Below are 17778 nucleotides of genomic sequence, written 5' to 3'. Positions count from 1 at the left end.
GAAACCGCGGTGCGCCCGGTGACGGGAGGCGTCGCTCCCGGGTCCGAGCGGGCGGCGCCCACGGGACCCGGTGCGCCCCCCGGGCACGTACCATTGCGGCATGTCCTTCCTCCGCCGCCGCAGCGCCACGCCCGCCGGGCCCGACTTCGACGTTCTGGCCATGGACCCGGGCGACTGGCCGGGCAACCTCGGCGCGGGCCTGCTGCCCGCTCCGGACGGCAGCTGTCAGGGCGTCTTCCTGCGGTACGACCTGTTCGGCGGCCGCGGCCCCGCGATGATCATCGGCAACCTGCCGGAGGGCTCCCCGGCCCGCGACGTCGCCGAGGGCGAGGTCCCCTTCGAGGTAGCCCAGCTGCTGATCGCGCTGGAGAACGACGAGGAGGTCACCGTCACCGGCGCCGAGGACATGCCCGTGATGCAGGGCGACAACCTGCTCATCGTGCGCCGCCTGAAGCTCTCCGAGACGCGTATCTCCTGCGTCCAGTTCGACCGCAGCGACAACGTCCTGGTGACCATCGCCGCCTGGGACCGCCCGATCTCCGACGACCTCTACGCGCTGCTCAAGCCGCTGCCCGCGGAGCTCTTCCAGCAGGGCTGAGGCCGAACACCCCTCCCCGCGTCACAGCTTGAGGGTGAACCACGTCGTCTTGCCCGCCTCCGTCGGCCGGACCCCCCAGTCGTCGGCGAGCGCGCGCACCAGGATCAGACCCCGCCCCGACTCCTCGTCCTCCGCGGCCGCCCGGGGCCGCGGAAGATGGGTGCTGTGGTCGCTGATCTCCACGGTCAGCTCCGTGGTGGTGCGGCACACGTGCAGGCCGATGGGCCCGTGCGCGTGCTGGACGGCGTTGGTGAGGACCTCCGACAGCAGCAGCCGTGCGTCGTCCGCGGTCGGCGCGCAGTCCCACGAGGTCAGCGCCTTGCTGAGGAAGGCGCGGCCCTCCGGCACGGACTCGGGCACGGCCGGCAGGTCGATGGCGGCCGTGGCCAGGGGCGCGTCGGGCAGCCGGGTGAGGAGCAGGGTCACGTCGTCGTTGTGCCCCTCCGCGTCCGGCAGCAGCGCCGCCAGCACCCGGTCCGCCGCCACCTCCAGATCGGGCGCGCTGGCGAACAGGTCCGCCAGGGTCGCGGTCAGCCGGCCGAGCTGGTCCTCGATGTCGGTACCGGGCGTCTCGATCAGACCGTCGGTGTACAGGACGAGGGTGGCCCCGGGAGGTATCACCGCGGTGGCCTGCTCGTAGAGGACGTCACCGACACCGAGGGGCGCGTTCACCGGGGTCTCCAGCTGGTGGGCGCCGCTGCCCGGCAAGGCCACCAGGGTCGGCAGATGGCCCGCCGAGCAGACCGTCACCTCTCCGGCGTCCGCGGAGATCACCACGTAGCAGCAGGTCACCAGCTGGTCGGGCACGTCAAGATCGCCGACGACCGTCTCCAGGGACTGCATCAGCTGCCGCGGCTGCATCCCCGTCTTGGCGAGCGCGTGCGCCGCCGACCGCAGCTGCCCCATCACCGCGGCGGCCTCCAGGCCGCGCCCCATCACGTCGCCGATCAGCACACCGACCCGGCCGGCGCCCAGCGGGATCAGGTCGAACCAGTCGCCACCCACCCCCGCTCCCTGCGTGGCGGGCCGGTAGCGGCTCGCGGTGGTCAGCCCCGGGATCGCGGGCGGCGTGCCCATGAGGCTGCGCTGGAGCGTCAGCGCGATGTGCCGCTGCTGCTCGTAGAGGAACGTCAGTTCCTCCTCCGCCTTCTTGCGGTCGCTGATGTCCCGGACGATGGCACACGCGCCGACGACCGAGCCGTCCGGGGCGCGCGTCGGCCACAGGGTGATGTCCACGTCCAGCAGATCGCCCGAGCGGGTCAGCCGCAGCGTCTCGAAGTGCTCGACCTTCTCGCCGCGGCGCAATCGGTCCAGCAACGTGTCGATCTCCTCCCGACGTTCCGTGGTGGCCAGCAGCGACACGTGCCGGCCCATCACCTCGGCCCGTGGGTAGCCGTACAGCCGCTGGGCCGCCGCGTTCCAGTAGGTGATCTCGCCGTCGAGGGTCTTGGCGAGGATCGCGTCCTGCGACGACTCCACCAGGCCGGCCAGCTCGTTGATCCGGGCCTCGGCGCGCTTGCGGTCGCTGACGTCGCGGACGGCGGCGGAGACGAGGAGGCCGTCGGCTGTTTCCAGGGGGCTGAGGCTGATCTCGACGGGGAACTCGGTGCCGTTCTTGCGGAGGCCGTGGAGTTCGAGTTCGGCGCCCATGGGGCGGACCTGCCGGTTGGCGGCGTATCCGTCGCGGTGCAGGGTGTGGTGGGCGCGGAAGCGGCCGGGGACGAGGAGTTCGACGGGGTGGCCGAGGAGTTCTTCGCGTCGGTAGCCGAAGAGGGCTTCGGTCTGGGCGTTGACGAGGCGGATGGTGCCGGTGTCGTCGACGATGACCATCGCGTCCGGCGCCGCCTCCAGCAGCCCTCGGAACCGTTCCTCGGCGGCCTTGCGGTCGCTGACGTCGCGGACGGCGGCGGAGACGAGGAGGCCGTCGGCTGTTTCCAGGGGGCTGAGGCTGATCTCGACGGGGAACTCGGTGCCGTTCTTGCGGAGGCCGTGGAGTTCGAGTTCGGCGCCCATGGGGCGGACCTGCCGGTTGGCGGCGTATCCGTCGCGGTGCAGGGTGTGGTGGGCGCGGAAGCGGCCGGGGACGAGGAGTTCGACGGGGTGGCCGAGGAGTTCTTCGCGTCGGTAGCCGAAGAGGGCTTCGGTCTGGGCGTTGACGAGGCGGATGGTGCCGGTGTCGTCGACGATGACCATCGCGTCCGGCGCCGCCTCCAGCAGCCCACGGAACCGTTCCTCCGCACCGGCCGGCACGGTGCCGGGCGGATCGCCGCCGCACTGGCACCGCCCCGGGTCCGCCGAATCGGCGGGACGCGTTGAAGTCCCTTTGACGAAGTCGCCCATGTCCGCCCCAGATGTGCCGCTTGACGTGATTCGGCCCATCCCAGCGCACACGGACCCCCGAGGGGGCGACATGTCGTTTACTGGCCCGAGCCCGGCCGAACCTGATCTCGCGGGCACATTCCCTGGTCGGTTGCCCCGGTCATCACCGTCGGGAGAACACCGGGGCCGGGCCCGCACGCGCGGGCCCGGCCCCGGAAGGACGGACAGAACGACGGATACGGCTACCGGATCAGATCGACGTCCGCGGCCCGCACGAACTCCACCCGGTGTCCGTACTGGATCTCGTAGTACATGTCCTTGCCGATCACGACCTTGTGCCCCGTCGTATCGAAGGTCGGGGAGAAGAAGTACTCGCCCGGCACCTTGTCACCGGCCGCGTACCGCTGGCCCGCGAGGATCTTGTAGGGCAGCGGCGAGACCGCCTGGACGGGGACGCCCGCCGGGTAGGCCGCCGCCTCCGGGTACGCCCTCCCGTACACCGGGACCTCCGTGAGACCTGCCTTGGGCGTCACGACCGGGCCCGACGCGGTCACCGCGGTCGGCTGCTTCTTCGGGTTCTTGAACCAGGCCTTCTGGCCCAGGTACCAGATCGCCGTCCAGTCACCGGCACGCTCGGCCACCGCGTAGCGCTGCCCGGTGGAGACGCGCGAGGCCAGGTCGTTCACGTCGATCGTCGAGGCCGCACCGCTCGGATAGAGGCCGACGTCCTTGATCAGCGGCGAGGTCTCGTCCGGCTGGGAGTAGAGCCGCACCTCGCTGGAGCCGTGCGGGGCACAGGGCACGTCCTTCGTGACGCAGCCGGTGTACACCGGCTGGTTCTTCGCGAAGTCGGGCAGCACCGTCACCAGCGAGCCGCTCTTCGCGAGCGTGCGGTGGAAGGGGTGCCCGAGCAGGGTGAAGTAGTGCTGCCAGTCCCAGTACGGGCCCGGGTCCGTGTGCATGCCCGGGATCGTCGACGTGGTCGGTCCCGGCACGTTGTCGTGACCGAGGATGTGCTGCCGGTCCAGCGGGATCGAGTACTTCGCGGACAGGTACCGCACCAGGCGCGCCGAGGCCCGGTACATCTCCTCGGTGTACCAGGCGTCCGGCGAGGTGAGGAAGCCCTCGTGCTCCAGACCGATCGACTTCGCGTTGACGTACCAGTTGCCCGCGTGCCAGGCCACGTCCTTGGCCTTCACGTGCTGGGCGATATGACCGTCGGTCGAGCGCAGCGTGTAGTTCCACGACACGTAGGTCGGGTCCTGGACGAGGTTCAGCACCCCGTCCCAGGTCCCCTCCGTGTCGTGGATGACGATGTACTTGATGCTCTCCGACGCCGGCCGGTCGCCCAGGTCGTGGTTGCCGTAGTCACCGTCCCCGAACTCCTCGTACGGAGCAGGGATCCACTCGCACGACACGGTCCTCGGGCACTCGGTGCCGTCGGCGGAGGCCGTCCGCAGCCCGGCGCCGCGCAGCTGCGCCGTGTCCGGGCTCAGCTCCGGCTGCGCCGCGATCGCGACCCGCTGACCGGAGTCCGTCGTGCGCGACTCACCGCTCCGCAGCACCGCGTACACGTCGTCGGCGTACGTCGCCGCCGTGGAGCTGTCGTCGGCCCCCGAGAAGCGCGCCACCGCCCCGTACCAGTCGGCCGGGTCCGCGCTCAGCGGCCGGCCCAGGTCCCGCTGTGCGGCGGCGAGCAGGGCGGCGCCGCCCTCGACGTTCGCCGCCGCGTCCGTGCGCAGTCGCTCCGCGGAGAGCCCGGTGAGACCGGCCGCCTTCGTCAACGTCTTCAGGCGCGCCGGGAGTTCGGCGTCCGTGGGTACCTTCGTGTCCGGCAGCAGCGCCGAGCGCGAGCTGTCGCCGCGGGCGTCCTCCGTGCCGTCGCTGTGGTGCGGCGACCCGGCGATCGCCGTCCGGGCGTCGGTCAGGTGCATGGGGCCGTAGCCGCCGCTGACACTCGGGGCACCGGAGTGCGTGTCCCAGCGGGACTGCAGATAGGACACGGCGAGCAGCACGCTCTGCGGTACGTGGTACTCGCGGGCCGCGCCGGCGAAGGCCTGCTGCAGCCCTGCGGCCTCGGGCACCTCGGCGGCGGAGCTCGCGGGAGCGGCGCCCAGCAACGGCAGCAGCAGCGCCGCCGAGGCGACGGTCCCCGCTGTCCTTCGGGCGCGTCTGTGTCCGGCGTGGGGATCGGTGGCGGACCGGTGCAATGCAGCCTCCTGGGACGGTCGAGCGCGGTGGGGCGTGCGGGCCGAACGCGTCAGTGCTACCGGCTCCCGGACGATCCGTCAATCATGCGCAGGACGGGGCGATTTCCCATGTCAGCGCCGAGCGAGGAGGTTTCCGCGGCGGTGGCCCTCCCGCCTGCACGGCATCAGTGGCGTGGACCAATGACCCGAACAGCGGCAGGCCCGGACATGCCGAGGGCCCGCGGAGCGCCACCGTGCGGTGCCGCTCCGCGGGCCCTCGTCCCGGTCAGCGAGTGCCGACCGCCGCGCGTACGGCCCGACGGGCCATCTGGCAGTCGTCGTGCAGCCGCCTGAGCAGCAGCCGCTGTTCCTCGCCGGACGGCGCGGCGGCCGGCGGGGTCTGGCCCGGTGCGGCCGGGGACGGGTCGTGCAGGGAACGCTGCACGGCCGTCTCGTAGGTACGGATCTCACGGGTCAGGACGAGCATCAGGTTGACCAGGAACGCGTCCCGGGCCGCCGGTCCCGCCGACTGGGCGAGCTGGCTGATCTGACGGCGCGCCACGGGGGCGTCGCCGAGGACGGCCCACAGGGTCGCCAGGTCGTAGCCCGGCAGGTACCAGCCCGCGTGCTCCCAGTCCACCAGCACTGGACCGGCCGGTGAGAGCAGGATGTTCGACAGGAGGGCGTCGCCGTGGCAGAACTGGCCCATGCCCTGGCGCCCCGAGGAGGCGGCGATGCCGTGCACGAGCTTCTGGAGGTCTCCCATGTCCCGGTCCGTGAGCAGGCCCAGTTCGTGGAAGCGGGAGATCCGCTCCGCGTAGTCCAGCGGGGCGTTGAACGTACCGGCCGGCGGCCGCCAGGCGTTCAGCCGGCAGATGGCGCCCAGCGCCGCCCGGATGTCCGCGCGGGGCGGGGCCTCGACCGGGTGCCGCTGGAGCGCCGCGACCCGGCCGGGCATCCGCTCGATCACCAGGGTGCAGTTCTCCGGGTCCGCCGCGATCAGCCGGGGCACCCGCACGGGCGGGCGGTGCCGGACGAACGAGCGGTAAGCAGCTATTTCGTGCCGGATCCGCTCGGCCCAGACGGGGGAGTGGTCCAGTAAACACTTGGCGACGGCCGTGCTGCGTCCCGTCGTACCGACGAGGAGCACGGAGCGTCCGCTGCGCCTGAGCACCTGGACCGGAGCGAACTCCGGACAGATCCGGTGCACCGACGCGATGGCCGCGCGCAACTGGACGCCCTGAGGGCCGGACAAGTCGAGTCTCCCGCTGAGCGGTTGGGTGCCGAGCCCCGGCACGCGCCGCGCCCGGCCGGCCCCGAGTACGGGAGCCGCCTGACGCGCGGGGTCGAGGTAAGGGCCGCTGCCCACCGGGCGGGAGTGCGACGACCGGGGCGGAGCGGACACGGAGGACGATGCTGTGTACATGGGCGAAACAGATCCCTTCGTGTGCCTGCAAGTTGCTGCGCTCCCCGCCCGGTCGTCCCTGGGGTTCATCCTGGGGAATGGCCCTGCGGCAACCGGGTCGGGGTGGCGCATTCCTACCTGACACCCGACGTCCACTGGCACACCATCTGGCGCACCCTGGCGAACCCTGGCGAATAGTCGCTCAGCAACTGACAGGCGGTTACTGTCGAAATCAGCCGAGAACCTGGGGGCTTGACGTGAACGGACAACCCAACACCCGCCTCGCGGACCTGTTCGGCCTGGCCGGCTGGTCCAAGGGCGAACTCGCGAGAATGGTCAACCGGCAGGCGGCGGCCATGGGCCACCCCCAGCTGTCGACCGACACCTCGCGGGTGCGGCGGTGGATCGACATGGGAGAGATCCCGCGCGATCCGGTGCCGCGGGTGCTGGCGGCTCTGTTCACCGAGCGTCTCGGCCGTGTCGTGACCATCGAGGACCTCGGTCTGGTCAGGCACGGGCGCGCGGGGAAACGGCAGGGCGGCGGGAGTGTGGAACACCCCGACGGAATGCCATGGGCGCCCGAGCGAACCGCCGCGGTCCTCACCGAATTCACGGGAATGGACCTCATGCTCAACCGACGCGGCTTGGTGGGCGCGGGTGCCGCGCTCGCCGCGGGATCAGTACTCAGCTCCGCCATGCACGACTGGCTTCGCACCGATCCGGCCCTCACGGCCGACGCTCCGCAGTTCGACGATCCTCTGCACGCCGACCCCGCCGGGTTCGACCGCTACGAGGCCGCCCCCATCGGGTCGCAGGAGATCGAGGAACTGGAGCGCTCCGTCGAGGTGTTCCGGGCCTGGGACGCCTCCCGCGGTGGCGGGCTGCAACGCAAGGCCGTCGTGGGCCAGCTCAACGAAGTGGGAGGCATGCTCTCCTACCGTCACCCCGACCATCTCCAGCGGCGCCTGTGGGGCGTCGCCGCCAACCTCGCCGTCCTCGCGGGCTGGATGTCGCACGACGTCGGTCTGGAGCCCACGGCCCAGAAGTACTTCATCATCGCCACGCACGCGGCCAGGGAGGGCGGTGACCGGCCCCGGGCCGGCGAGGCGCTCTCGCGGGCGGCCCGCCAGATGGTGCACCTGGGCCGGCCGGACGACGCCCTGGACCTGATGAAGCTCGCCAAGTCCGGTTGGGGCGACGAGGTCCTGCCGCGCACCCGGGCCATGCTCCACACCATCGAGGCCTGGGCACAGGCCTCGATGGGCAAGGGCCAGGCGATGCGGCGCACCCTCGGCGTGGCGGAGGAACTGTTCGTCTCCGACCGCGGTGACGTGCCTCCCCCGAGCTGGATGCAGTTGTTCGACGAGGCCGACATGCACGGCATGCAGGCGCTCGCCTACCGCACCCTCGCCGAGCACGAGCCGGCCGCGGCGGCGACGGCGCAGCGGCACGCCAAGGAGGCCCTGAAACTGCGGGAGTCGGGGCGGGACCGATCGAAGATCTTCGACCACATCTCCCTGGCGTCCGCCTGCTTCATCGCCGACGACCCCGAACAGGCCGACCGGTACGCGCGACTGGCCCTGACGTCGATGGGATCCAACTCCTCCCACCGCACCTGGGACCGGTTGCGCGAGATGTACCGGCTCACCGGGCAGTACTCCAGCTATCCGAAGATCAGTGACCTGCGTGAGGAGATCAAGCTCGCGCTGCCCAAGATGGCGTCGAAGCCCCGGGGCGGCACCAGCGCGCGGGCCTGAGGAGCAGGGCCCGGCCGGAGAATCCGGCTCGCGCCGGCCGTCACCGTCACGAAGGCGTGACGAGGAGGCGACGCGCGGGAACTCGGGGCAGCCACGGGCGGGCAGGGGACCGACGGTCAGGAATCGGCCGGTCGGGAACCGATTCCGACGACGAGTACGCAGGCGTCGTCCGTGCGCGCGCCCTCGCCGAACTCCTCGATGACCAGCCGTACACAGTCCTGGGCCGTCGGCGCCCGGCCGAAGTCCTGGGCCAGGCCGAGCAGGCGTCGGACGGCCTCCGATCCGGCCTCGCTCCCGGTGTCGCCGGGGTGGGAGGACTCCGGTCGTCGTGGGACCAGTGTGCCGGTGTGCAGGACCAGTACGTCGCCCTCCTGGAGGGTCTCCTCGGCCTGCCCGTAGGGGGCGCCGGGGGTGGCGCCGAGCAGGACGCCCTCCGGCGGGGTCAGCGCGCGCCCCGTCCCGTCGCGGAACAGCAGCGGGGCGGGGTGTCCGGCCTGTGCCCAGGTCAGGGTGCGGGTCTCGGGCCGGTAGCGGCAGCAGAGGGCGCTGCGGAGGGCCGGCTGGACGGTGGGGTCGATCAGGTGGTCGAGCCAGGAGAGGAGCTGACCGGGCTGGGTGCCCGCCACGGCCATGCCGCGCAGGGCTCCCAGCGTCATCGCCATGCCCGAGGTCGCCGCCACTCCGTGACCGGAGAGGTCGCCGACACTCAACAGTGTGTCGCCGCCGGGCAGTTCGAGCGCGTCGTACCAGTCGCCGCCGGTCGGGGCGCCGGGTGAGGCGGGGAGCCGGTGGGCGGCGAGGTCGAGCGTCCGGGGGCCCCGTCGCGGGAACCGCAGCGATCCGCGCCAGGGGGTCGGTACGGCCTCCTGCAGATCGACCGCGAGCCGGTGCTCGGTCCTGGCGGCCTGTTGTTCCCGTTCCAGCGAGTCACGGGTCTCGGTCACCGTCCGCCGGCTGCTGCGCAGTTCGCTGACGTCACGCAGCACGGCCCACATGGCGGCGGTGCTGCCGTCGGCGCCGAGCACGGGCTCACCCATCATGTGCACCGTGCGCAGGCCGCCGTCGGGGCGGACGATGCGGAACTCCCCGTCGATGGGTTTGGCGTCGATGAGGCAGTCCGTGACCATCGTCGTCAGCATCGGCCGGTCCTCGTCGAAGACCAGGGACGGCAGTTCGTCGAGGGTGAGCGGGGGAGCTGCGGCGTCTCGTCCGAGGATCTGGTAGAGCTCCCCGGACCAACTCGCCTCGTCGGTCAGCAGGTTCCACTCGGCACTGCCGACCCGGCTCAGCAGCGAGCCACGCCGGGGAGGCGCCTGAGCGGCCGGTGGCGCGGAGGCGGCGAGGGCGGGAGGCCGGGCCGGCGCCTCGGGTGGTCCTTCCCGGAGCTGCGCCAAGTGCTCGTCCAGATCGTTCAGTTGGTGCAGCGCCAGGGTGCACAGCGCGCGCTGCCAGCGTCCCTGCACGTCCTCGCCGTCGGCGGATGCCTCACGCCGGACGGCGTCCACCTCACCGCGCAGGCGACGCGTCTGCGAGATGAGCGCGTCGACCGAGCCGGGCTGCGGTGGCTGGGCGGCTGGGCGGTCCGCAGAGAGATGGGGAGGCATGACGTACTCCGATGCGGGGACGGTACAACCTGGCCTGACGGAAGGACCGTTACGACTGTCGCACAGCCCGCGACGCGCTGTAAGGGATTTGGCAACACCCGATACGGTGGTGCTTCTGGTATATGCCGCAGTCCTCCCGGAGTGGGCGACCGGTCCCGATGCGGTAGCCGCTCGCCGGGTCAAGTCGTAGACAGAGTACGTGACTTGGGCCCCGACCGGTGGACCCGAACGGGTTTCTCAGTCGCCTGTTCGAGGGTCATTTGTGCGAGTCCCGTACGTCACCTGTTCGCCTGCCGCATCACGCGTTCCGGACGGGCCCGTGTGTACCCCGCGCGAGGGGCCGTCGCCCGTGTGCGACCGACTCAGAGCGAACGCAGGAAGTCGCTCACAGCGGTCTCGTAGAGAAAGGAGGGATCGATCCCCATCGAGGTGAAGTTGTCCTCGATCTCCAGGCCGACCAGGCCGTGCAGCTGCGCCCAGAGCATGGTGGACCGCACGGCCACGGCCTCCGGCACGTCCTCGAAGGCGTGCCGCTCCATCCAGGCCCTGAACTCGGCCGCCGTGCCCCGCGGTACCTCGGTCCCGGACTCCGCCAGCGCGCCCACGGCCTCCAGGAGCACGCTCATGGCGGGCTGGGCGGCCTCGACCAGGCGGGACGACTGGGCGTCGTAGCCCTGGAGGGGGGCCCGGAACAGCAGGCGATAGCGGTGCGGCTGGGCCAGCGCCCAGGCGCGGTACGCCCGGACCAGCTCCTCCAGGCGGGTGGCCGCGTCGCCCCGGGCCGACTCGGCCGCGCCGGCGAGGGCCGAGGTCAGGTCGGCGTAGGCGTCGATGACCAGCTCGGTCAGGAGACTGTCGCGATTGGTGAAGTAGCGGTAGAGCGCGGGGCCGGTCATGCCCAGCTGCTTGGCGATCGCGTTGAGCGACAGGGCCTCCGGGCCGCCCTCGGCCAACTGGCGCAGTGCCGCGGTCTTCACCTCCTGCCGCACCTGCGCGCGGAACCGGTCGCGCGGGCCCGTCCCGGTCCGGGTGTCTGCGGCCATGTCATCGCCTCTTCGTCTCGGGTGGACAGGTGTGTTAGATATTATCACGCACGCAATAGGGAGTAACGGACCTGGCTCGGTCCGGTGGGATTCGCGCACAGCTTCCGCCGCTGTTCACCCACCTCTCACCGCACCGCCATGGCCTTCGGCGATCACCCGGTGCACGCTTGCGCGCGGTGTGCCACAGGGGCACTCCACTCAGTGACGAGGGCGGGCGAATGACACCGATCAGCCGAAGAGGCTTCGTGGGGCTCGGCGCATCCGTGGCGGCCGGAACCACTATGGCCGTCGGAGCACGACCCGCGGCGGCCGCGACCACCGCGGCCACCGCCACCGGCACCATCACGGACGTACGGCACGTCGTCGTCCTCATGCAGGAGAACCGCAGCTTCGACCACTACTTCGGGCGCCTCAAGGGGGTCCGCGGCTTCGACGACCGCAGCGGCATCACCCTGTCCGGCGGACACCCTGTCTTCGAGCAGCCGAACGGCACCGGCCGGCAGTACCCCTGGAAGCTCAGCTCCACCCCGGCGGCCGGTGGCGCCGACGGCGCGACCCTCGCCCAGTGCAACGGCGACCTCCCGCACTCCTGGACCTCCCAGCACTCCGCCTGGAACAAGGGGCGGCTCGACAACTGGGTCTCGGGAGTCGGCAACGTCCGCTCGCTCGGCTACCTGGACCGCACCGACATCCCCTTCCACTACGCCCTCGCCGACGCCTACACGATCTGCGACGCCTACTTCTGCTCCACGCTCAGCGCCACCGGCCCCAACCGCACCTACCTGTGGAGCGGCAAGGTCGACGGCTCCAGCTACGACGGCGGCGACGAGTCCGGGCTCACCTGGCAGAACTACGCCGAGGCGCTCCAGGCGGCGGGAGTGACCTGGAAGGTCTACCAGAACGCCCAGGACAACTACGGCGACAACGGCTGCGCCTACTTCAGGAAGTTCGCCGCGGCCAAGGCCGGCGACCCCCTGTACGACCGCGGCATGGCGTCCGTCCCGAGGGTCACCGGCTCCACGCCCGACGACATCGCCGCGGCCATCAAGGCCGACGTGCTCGCCGGCACCCTGCCGCAGGTGTCCTGGGTCGTCGCCAACCAGGCCTTCTCGGAGCACCCCTACGCCCCGCCAGGCGACGGCGCCCACTTCGTCGACCTGGTGTACAAGGCCCTCGCCGCGGACTCCGACGTGTTCGACTCCACCGTCCTGTTCCTCAACTACGACGAGAACGACGGCTTCTTCGACCACGTGCCCCCGCCCGCGCCGCCCGCCGGCACCGCGGGGGAGTTCCTCAACGGTGTTCCGTACGGTCTCGGTTTCCGCGTTCCGCTGCTCGTCGTCTCGCCCTGGACCCGCGGCGGCTGGGTCTCCTCGGAGGTCTTCGACCACACCTCGGTGCTGCGTTTCCTGGAGACCTGGACCGGCGCGCTCGGCAAGCCGGCGGCCTGCCCCAACATCAGTGCCTGGCGGCGCAGGGTCACCGGCGACCTGACCGGCGTCTTCGACTTCGCGAACCCCGTCCACGGCACGCCCGCGCTGCCCGCCACGAGCGTCATCGGCATGGCCACCTGCGGCCCGCTGCCCAACCCGGTGCCGGCCACCAACGCGATGCCCGTACAGGAGTCCGGCACCCGGCCCGCCCGCGCCCTGCCCTACCAGCCCAACGGCTACCTGGACCACCTGGAGTTCGGGGCCGCGGGCAGGATCCTCGCCTGGTTCGCGATGGCCAACCAGGGCACTCCCGCCAAGCGGGCCGCGCACTTCTCGCTGCATCCGAACGCCTACCGCGACACCACGCCCTGGCAGTACACCGTGGACGCGGGCGGGACCGCCGCCGACTCCTTCAACATCGGCACCGGGTACGGCGACGGCAAGTACGACTTCTCGATGGTCGGCCCCAACCGCTTCCTGCGCCGCTTCAAGGGAGACGCCACCAAGGCGGGCAAGTCCGCCGAGATCGTCTCCCGGTACGCGACCGAGCCCGGCACCGGAAAGACGGCCCTGTACCTCAGGATGACCAACTCCTCCGCCGCGTCGGTGAAGTTCACCGTGACCTCCACCGACTACCGCGGCGACGGCCCCTGGACGTACACCGTCGCCGCGGGCGCCTCGGCGGAGGACTTCTTCAACGCGGTCGCCCACCAGAACGGCTGGTACGACTTCACCGTGACGCTCGACTCCGACACGACGTGGTCGCGCCGGTTCACCGGGCACATCGAGACCGGCGCCGCGAGCGTCAGCGGCTGATCACTCCGTCACGCGTACAGCTCCGGGCGCGGAGCGAGGCCGACGGCCACCCGGCCGCCGTGCTCCAGCGCCCGGACTCCCGCCTCGGCGACGGCGGACGCCGCGTACCCGTCCCAGACGCCGGGCCCGGTGACCCGGCCGGCCCGGGTGGCGTCCACCCACGCCCGCACCTCGCGGTCGTAGGCGTCGGCGAAGCGCACGAGGTAGTCCCGCGCCACCTCCTCGGACCGGCCGGCGGCCGTGGTCACGGACATCGTCCGCTCGTCGCCGACGCGGGCGCTCCCCGCCTCGCAGACCGCCTCGCACGCCACCTGGTAGCCGAACCCCGAGTTCACGAAGATCTCCACGTCGACCAGCGCGCCGCCGGAGGTCTCGAACACCACGAACTGCGGGTCGAGCAGCCCCTCGGGGGCGTTCGACGTGGGCCGGGGGCGGAGCACGGTCACCGCGGTGAGCTCCTGGCCGAGCAGCCAGCGCGCCGCGTCGATCTCGTGCGAGACGGAACTGTTGACCAGCATCGCCGAGGTGAAATGGGCCGGTGAGGCGACGTTGCGGTGCGTGCAGTGGAGCATCAGCGGACGGCCGAGCCGCCCGCTGTCCAGCAGCGACTTGAGGCGCTCGTACTCGGCGTCGTACCGGCGCATGAACCCGACCTGCGCCAGCCGCCGCCCGAGCCGGACCTCCGCCTCCACCACCCGCAGAGCGCCCGCGGAGTCCGGCACCAGCGGCTTCTCGCAGAGCACCGGCAGTCCGCGCGCGAACGCCGCGAGCAGTGCCTCCTCGTGCGCGGGACCGGGGGAGGCGATCAGTACGGCGTCGACACCCGGCGCGTCGAGCGCCGCCTCCGCCTCGGCGTGCACCGACACCCCGTCGACGCCCGCCACCGCCTCCTCGGCCCGCGCCGTGTCGGGATCCGCCACGGCGGCCACCCTGGCACCGCTCACGGCCCGGTCGAGTCGACGAATGTGGTCGGCTCCCATGTGTCCGGCACCCAGTACCGCCACACCCAACAGCTCACTCACGCGTTGCGCACCTCTCCGACGACGGCTCGGATCGTTCCTCCTTGAGATCCGATTGTCGGCCGGAGAGATCAATAACGCAGCACTCCGGCGACGCCTTTCGCGTCACCCAGGCCCCCGTCCGGGACGAACCGGACATCGGCGCCCGTCTCCAGACAGCGTTCGACGATCTCGTCGACGATGTCGTCCCGCGCGTCGAGGTCACCGCCCGCGGCCGGGACCAGGTGGTCCCCGTCGTCGCGGACCGTGGCGCGGTAGTTCTCCTCGACGGCGAGCAGCCTGATCCGGCCGTCGGCCGCGTGCTGCCACACCTCGTCGACCCCGGCGGCGAACTCCTTGCGGCCGCGCGCCGAGTCCAGTTCCCTCGCGACCTCGTCGGCGGACTTCCGCGCCCGCGCGGCGATCATCGGACGGACCGCCTGCCACACGGCGTCCGGCGACCCGTTCGCCAGGCCGCCGTGCGCGATGTGCGCGCCCTCCTTCGTGACCGTGCCGATCTCGTCGAGCAGCGACAGCGCGGGGGTGTCACCGGTGACGTACAGCGGCCGCGGGTGCTCGCGCAGAACCTCGCTCATCGCGGTGTCCGCGTCGCGCAGGAACTGCCGGGTGTGCTCGTCGCGGAAGGTGCTCGGCAGATCGCCGATCCGCTCCTTGCGCTCGGCGTCCGGGTCCTCCAGGCTCCGCGTCAGCGGGAAACCTCCGCGGTGCTCCTCGGAGACCCGGTCCGCTCCGCCGTTCCACAGGGTGACGCGGTCGGCGGACACCGAGAGCACCCAGAAGGGACGCTCCGCCGCCTGCGCCGCGACGAGATTGCGGGTCAGGAAGGTGTCCGACAGGACGACCCGCTCGGGCACGGAGCGGGCGAGCGACCACACCTGGTGCTCACCGGGCGCCGCGAAGATCACCAGACCGTCCTCGGCGTGGGACAGGTCGATCTCGGCGACGGCCCGGTCCAACTGCCCGACGACGTCCGCCCGCACGTCGCGGGTGACCGCCGGGTCGGCCTCCAGCTGTTTCCTCGCCTCGGCCACGACATTGCGCAGCCGCACCGGGTCCTGGGCGTTGTCGGGCTCGCGGCGGTGGGTCGGTGTCAGCACCGACACCGCCGGATAGGGCCGCGGACGGCGCAGCTCGGTCAGGGCGGCAGGGCTCAGTGCGTGCTCCATACGAGCACCATAGGACCGATCCGCCGATCGGGCATTTGGTGCATTCGGTCGTACGTCCCGTACGAGAGGTCGGTCGCCGCCACCGAGGCCGCTCCGCGAGGCGCAACGGTGGACGGCGGTGTCATCCGGCCGACCCGGACGACGTCAGAAGGCGTCCGGGTCGGCGGCCGCCCAGTCCGCGCCCCACGACAGCGGAGGCTCGGCCAGCAGGACCCCGGGCGCCAGCCACTCGTACAGCTCCGCGTAGGTCCGTACGGTCGTCGGTCCGATGCGGCGGAGCAGGTGGTGGGGTGTCAGCTCGCCCGGATCGCGGACGCCCATCGCGGCCATGATCTGGCTCGCGCTGCGCACGGTGGCGCGCTGGTAGCGGTGCACCCGCTCGGACTTGTCGGCCACGTCCAGTGCGCGCACCCGGCGCGGGTCCTGGGTCGCCACGCCGACGGGACAGGTGTTGGTGTGGCACCGCTGGGCCTGGAGGCAGCCGACCGCGAACATCATCGCGCGGGCCGCGTTCGTGTAGTCGGCGCCCTGCAGGAGACGCTTGACGATGTCCGAACCGGTGGCGACCTTCCCGCTCGCGCCGATCCTGATCCGGTCGCGCAGGCCGGTGCCGACCAGCGCGTTGTGCACCGTGATCAGCCCCTCGGTCAGCGGCGTGCCGATGTTGTCGGCGAACTCCAGGGGCGCCGCCCCCGTGCCGCCCTCCGAGCCGTCCACGACGATGAAGTCGGGCGTCACCCCCTCGGCGAGCATCGCCTTGCACACGGCCAGGAACTGCCGTCGCGATCCGACGCAGAGCTTGAAGCCGGTCGGCTTGCCGCCGGCGAGCTCCCGCATCCGCGCGATGAACCGCACCAGCTCACGGGGCGTCGAGAAGACCCGGTGGTACGGCGGCGACACCACGGTCCCGCCCTCGGGGACCCCGCGCGCCCGCGCGATCTCCGCGTTCACCTTCGCCCCGGGCAGCACACCGCCGATCCCGGGCTTCGCCCCCTGGGAGAGCTTCAGCGACACGCACTTCACCTCGGGCAGCGCGGCCTTGTCCGCGAACTCCCGTGCCGCGAAGCCCCCTTCGGCCGTACGGCACCCGAAGTACCCGGTGCCGATCTCCCAGACGAGGTCGCCGCCGCCCCGCAGATGGTGGTCGGACAGACCGCCCTCGCCCGTGTCGTGCGCGAAACCCCCCAGCGCCGCGCCCCTGTTGAGGGCCAGGATCGCGTTCGCCGAGAGGGCGCCGAAGCTCATCGCGGAGACGTTGAGCAGGGCCATGTCGTAGGGCTGCGTGCAGTCCGGGCCGCCGACCCGGACGACGGGCGGCTCCTCGGGCACCTCGACCGGGCGCATCGACGGCTCCAGGAACTCGTAGCCGTCCTCGTACACGTCGCGCTCCGTGCCGAACGGCTCCTCGGCCTCGGCGCCCTTGGCCCGCTCGTACACGATGGTGCGGACCTCGCGGTCGTAGGGCCGCCCGTCGAAGTTCCGCTCGACGAAATACTGCTGGAGTTCGGGGCGCAGCGCCTCCAGGAGGAAGCGCAGATGGCCGAGCAGCGGATAGTTGCGCAGCACGGAGTGACGGCGCTGCGTCAGGTCCCAGCCGCCGAGCGCGGTCAGGGCCAGCAGCGGGACCGCCGCGCACCACCACCACGCCGAGACGGCGCCCACCAGGAGAAGCGCCCCGGCCGCACCGAGGGCGACGAGGAGCAGAGAGAGCATCCGGCGCACCCCCCGAGTCAAACCCATGGGGGCGAAAGCCGCCGACCGAGGAGACCCGCCGATCACGCGGGTGCCGGGGCCGACGGCCGCGGACGGACGCGTCCTGCAGCCGTGCGCGGGCGCCCGCGCACGGCCGGCCCGTCGGGTCAGCGGAGTCCGAGTGCCCTGTCGGCGGCGGCCACGGACGGCTTCCACCACGTCGTCAGGGGCTCCCACACCCGGACGGTGGCACCGGCGCCCAGCTCACGCGCCGTGAAGGACCGGCCGGCGAGCGAGGGGTCGGCCGAGACGGTGACCGAACGGACCCGGCGCGCCTCCGGATCGGCACGGTCGGCGATCGTCAGCACGGACGCGTAGGCGCTCCGGCCCCCGGCGAGCCGGTACGGACCGCTCTCCCCGGCGGGCTTCGGCAGGGCGGCGCCGTCGAGATCGCCGAAGGTGACGGTGGGGATGCGGTCGACCGTGCACGCGCGGGCCGAACGGTTGGTGACGCGGACGTGCAGGACACGCGGGTCCGCGGACTGCTCCGCACGCAGGCGGAGTGCTTTCGCCGCGCAGGTCGCGGGCGCGGCGGCCTTCTGGGACGGGATGCCGGCCGGGCCGAAGGGCGCGGCCGTCGCGCTGGTTCCGGAGGCCGCGAGGAGCAGCGCGGCGGCGACGCCGGGTACGGCGAGGGCGGGTCGGATACGCATCGGTGGTGTTCCCCCTGCTGTGGT

General features: G+C 72.0%; 12 protein-coding genes. 3 read left to right on the top strand and 9 right to left on the bottom strand.

From position 1 onward, the window contains the following. Positions 1–100 precede the first annotated feature (100 nt). A complete protein-coding gene (locus tag B0675_RS30350) occupies positions 101–598 on the top strand; it encodes a hypothetical protein (RefSeq protein ID WP_081222805.1) in 498 nt (165 codons plus the stop codon). A 21-nt stretch (positions 599–619) separates the two neighbouring features. On the opposite strand, the gene B0675_RS40780 is transcribed toward B0675_RS30350, so the two are convergent. The 3 genes from B0675_RS40780 to B0675_RS30330 form a co-directional block, all read right to left on the bottom strand. Then, entirely contained in the window at positions 620–2938 is a 2319-nt protein-coding gene (locus B0675_RS40780; RefSeq protein ID WP_107482880.1) for a PAS domain S-box protein, read from the bottom strand. Positions 2939–3159: 221 nt separating this feature from the next. Then, positions 3160–5127 carry a peptidoglycan recognition family protein gene (locus tag B0675_RS30335; protein ID WP_081222804.1) on the bottom strand — a complete coding sequence of 656 codons (1968 nt, stop codon included), beginning with the start codon at positions 5125–5127 and terminating at the stop codon, positions 3160–3162. Between the two features lie 265 nt (positions 5128–5392). Next, the gene (locus tag B0675_RS30330; protein WP_081222803.1) at positions 5393–6532 is read right to left on the bottom strand and encodes an aminoglycoside phosphotransferase family protein; all 1140 of its coding nucleotides are present in this window, start codon (positions 6530–6532) and stop codon (positions 5393–5395) included. A gap of 236 nt (positions 6533–6768) precedes the next feature. Between B0675_RS30330 and B0675_RS30325 the strand changes: the two genes are divergently transcribed. Continuing rightward, positions 6769–8268 carry a hypothetical protein gene (locus B0675_RS30325; protein ID WP_081222802.1) on the top strand — a complete coding sequence of 500 codons (1500 nt, stop codon included), beginning with the start codon at positions 6769–6771 and terminating at the stop codon, positions 8266–8268. Positions 8269–8384: 116 nt separating this feature from the next. Here the strand turns inward: B0675_RS30325 and B0675_RS30320 are convergent, their stop codons facing one another. Together B0675_RS30320 and B0675_RS42485 are read right to left on the bottom strand one after the other, a co-directional pair. Then, the gene (locus tag B0675_RS30320; RefSeq protein WP_081222801.1) at positions 8385–9872 is read right to left on the bottom strand and encodes a SpoIIE family protein phosphatase; all 1488 of its coding nucleotides are present in this window, start codon (positions 9870–9872) and stop codon (positions 8385–8387) included. Between the two features lie 362 nt (positions 9873–10234). Next, on the bottom strand, positions 10235–10915 hold the full coding sequence (locus B0675_RS42485; protein WP_081222800.1) for a TetR/AcrR family transcriptional regulator: 681 nt from the start codon (positions 10913–10915) through the stop codon (positions 10235–10237). 218 nt (positions 10916–11133) lie between these two features. Here B0675_RS42485 and B0675_RS30310 point away from each other — a divergent pair, with 218 nt between their 5' ends. Further along, positions 11134–13164 (top strand): phospholipase C, phosphocholine-specific, encoded by a 2031-nt coding sequence (locus B0675_RS30310; protein ID WP_081222799.1) that lies wholly within the window; start codon positions 11134–11136, stop codon positions 13162–13164. A gap of 8 nt (positions 13165–13172) precedes the next feature. On the opposite strand, the gene B0675_RS30305 is transcribed toward B0675_RS30310, so the two are convergent. The 4 genes from B0675_RS30305 to B0675_RS30290 form a co-directional block, all read right to left on the bottom strand. Further along, positions 13173–14186 carry a Gfo/Idh/MocA family oxidoreductase gene (locus tag B0675_RS30305; RefSeq protein WP_081222798.1) on the bottom strand — a complete coding sequence of 338 codons (1014 nt, stop codon included), beginning with the start codon at positions 14184–14186 and terminating at the stop codon, positions 13173–13175. Between the two features lie 68 nt (positions 14187–14254). After that, on the bottom strand, positions 14255–15349 hold the full coding sequence (locus B0675_RS30300) for a chemotaxis protein (protein WP_081222797.1): 1095 nt from the start codon (positions 15347–15349) through the stop codon (positions 14255–14257). Between the two features lie 144 nt (positions 15350–15493). Further along, a complete protein-coding gene (locus B0675_RS30295; protein WP_179165473.1) occupies positions 15494–17062 on the bottom strand; it encodes an FMN-binding glutamate synthase family protein in 1569 nt (522 codons plus the stop codon). Positions 17063–17208: 146 nt separating this feature from the next. Beyond that, positions 17209–17754 carry a DUF4232 domain-containing protein gene (locus B0675_RS30290; protein ID WP_081222795.1) on the bottom strand — a complete coding sequence of 182 codons (546 nt, stop codon included), beginning with the start codon at positions 17752–17754 and terminating at the stop codon, positions 17209–17211. Positions 17755–17778: the final 24 nt, after the last annotated feature.

Origin of the sequence: Streptomyces sp. M41(2017) (assembly GCF_002078175.1) — a bacterium.
GTDB lineage: Bacteria > Actinomycetota > Actinomycetes > Streptomycetales > Streptomycetaceae > Streptomyces.
This window is presented reverse-complemented; position numbering and strand designations above follow the sequence as displayed.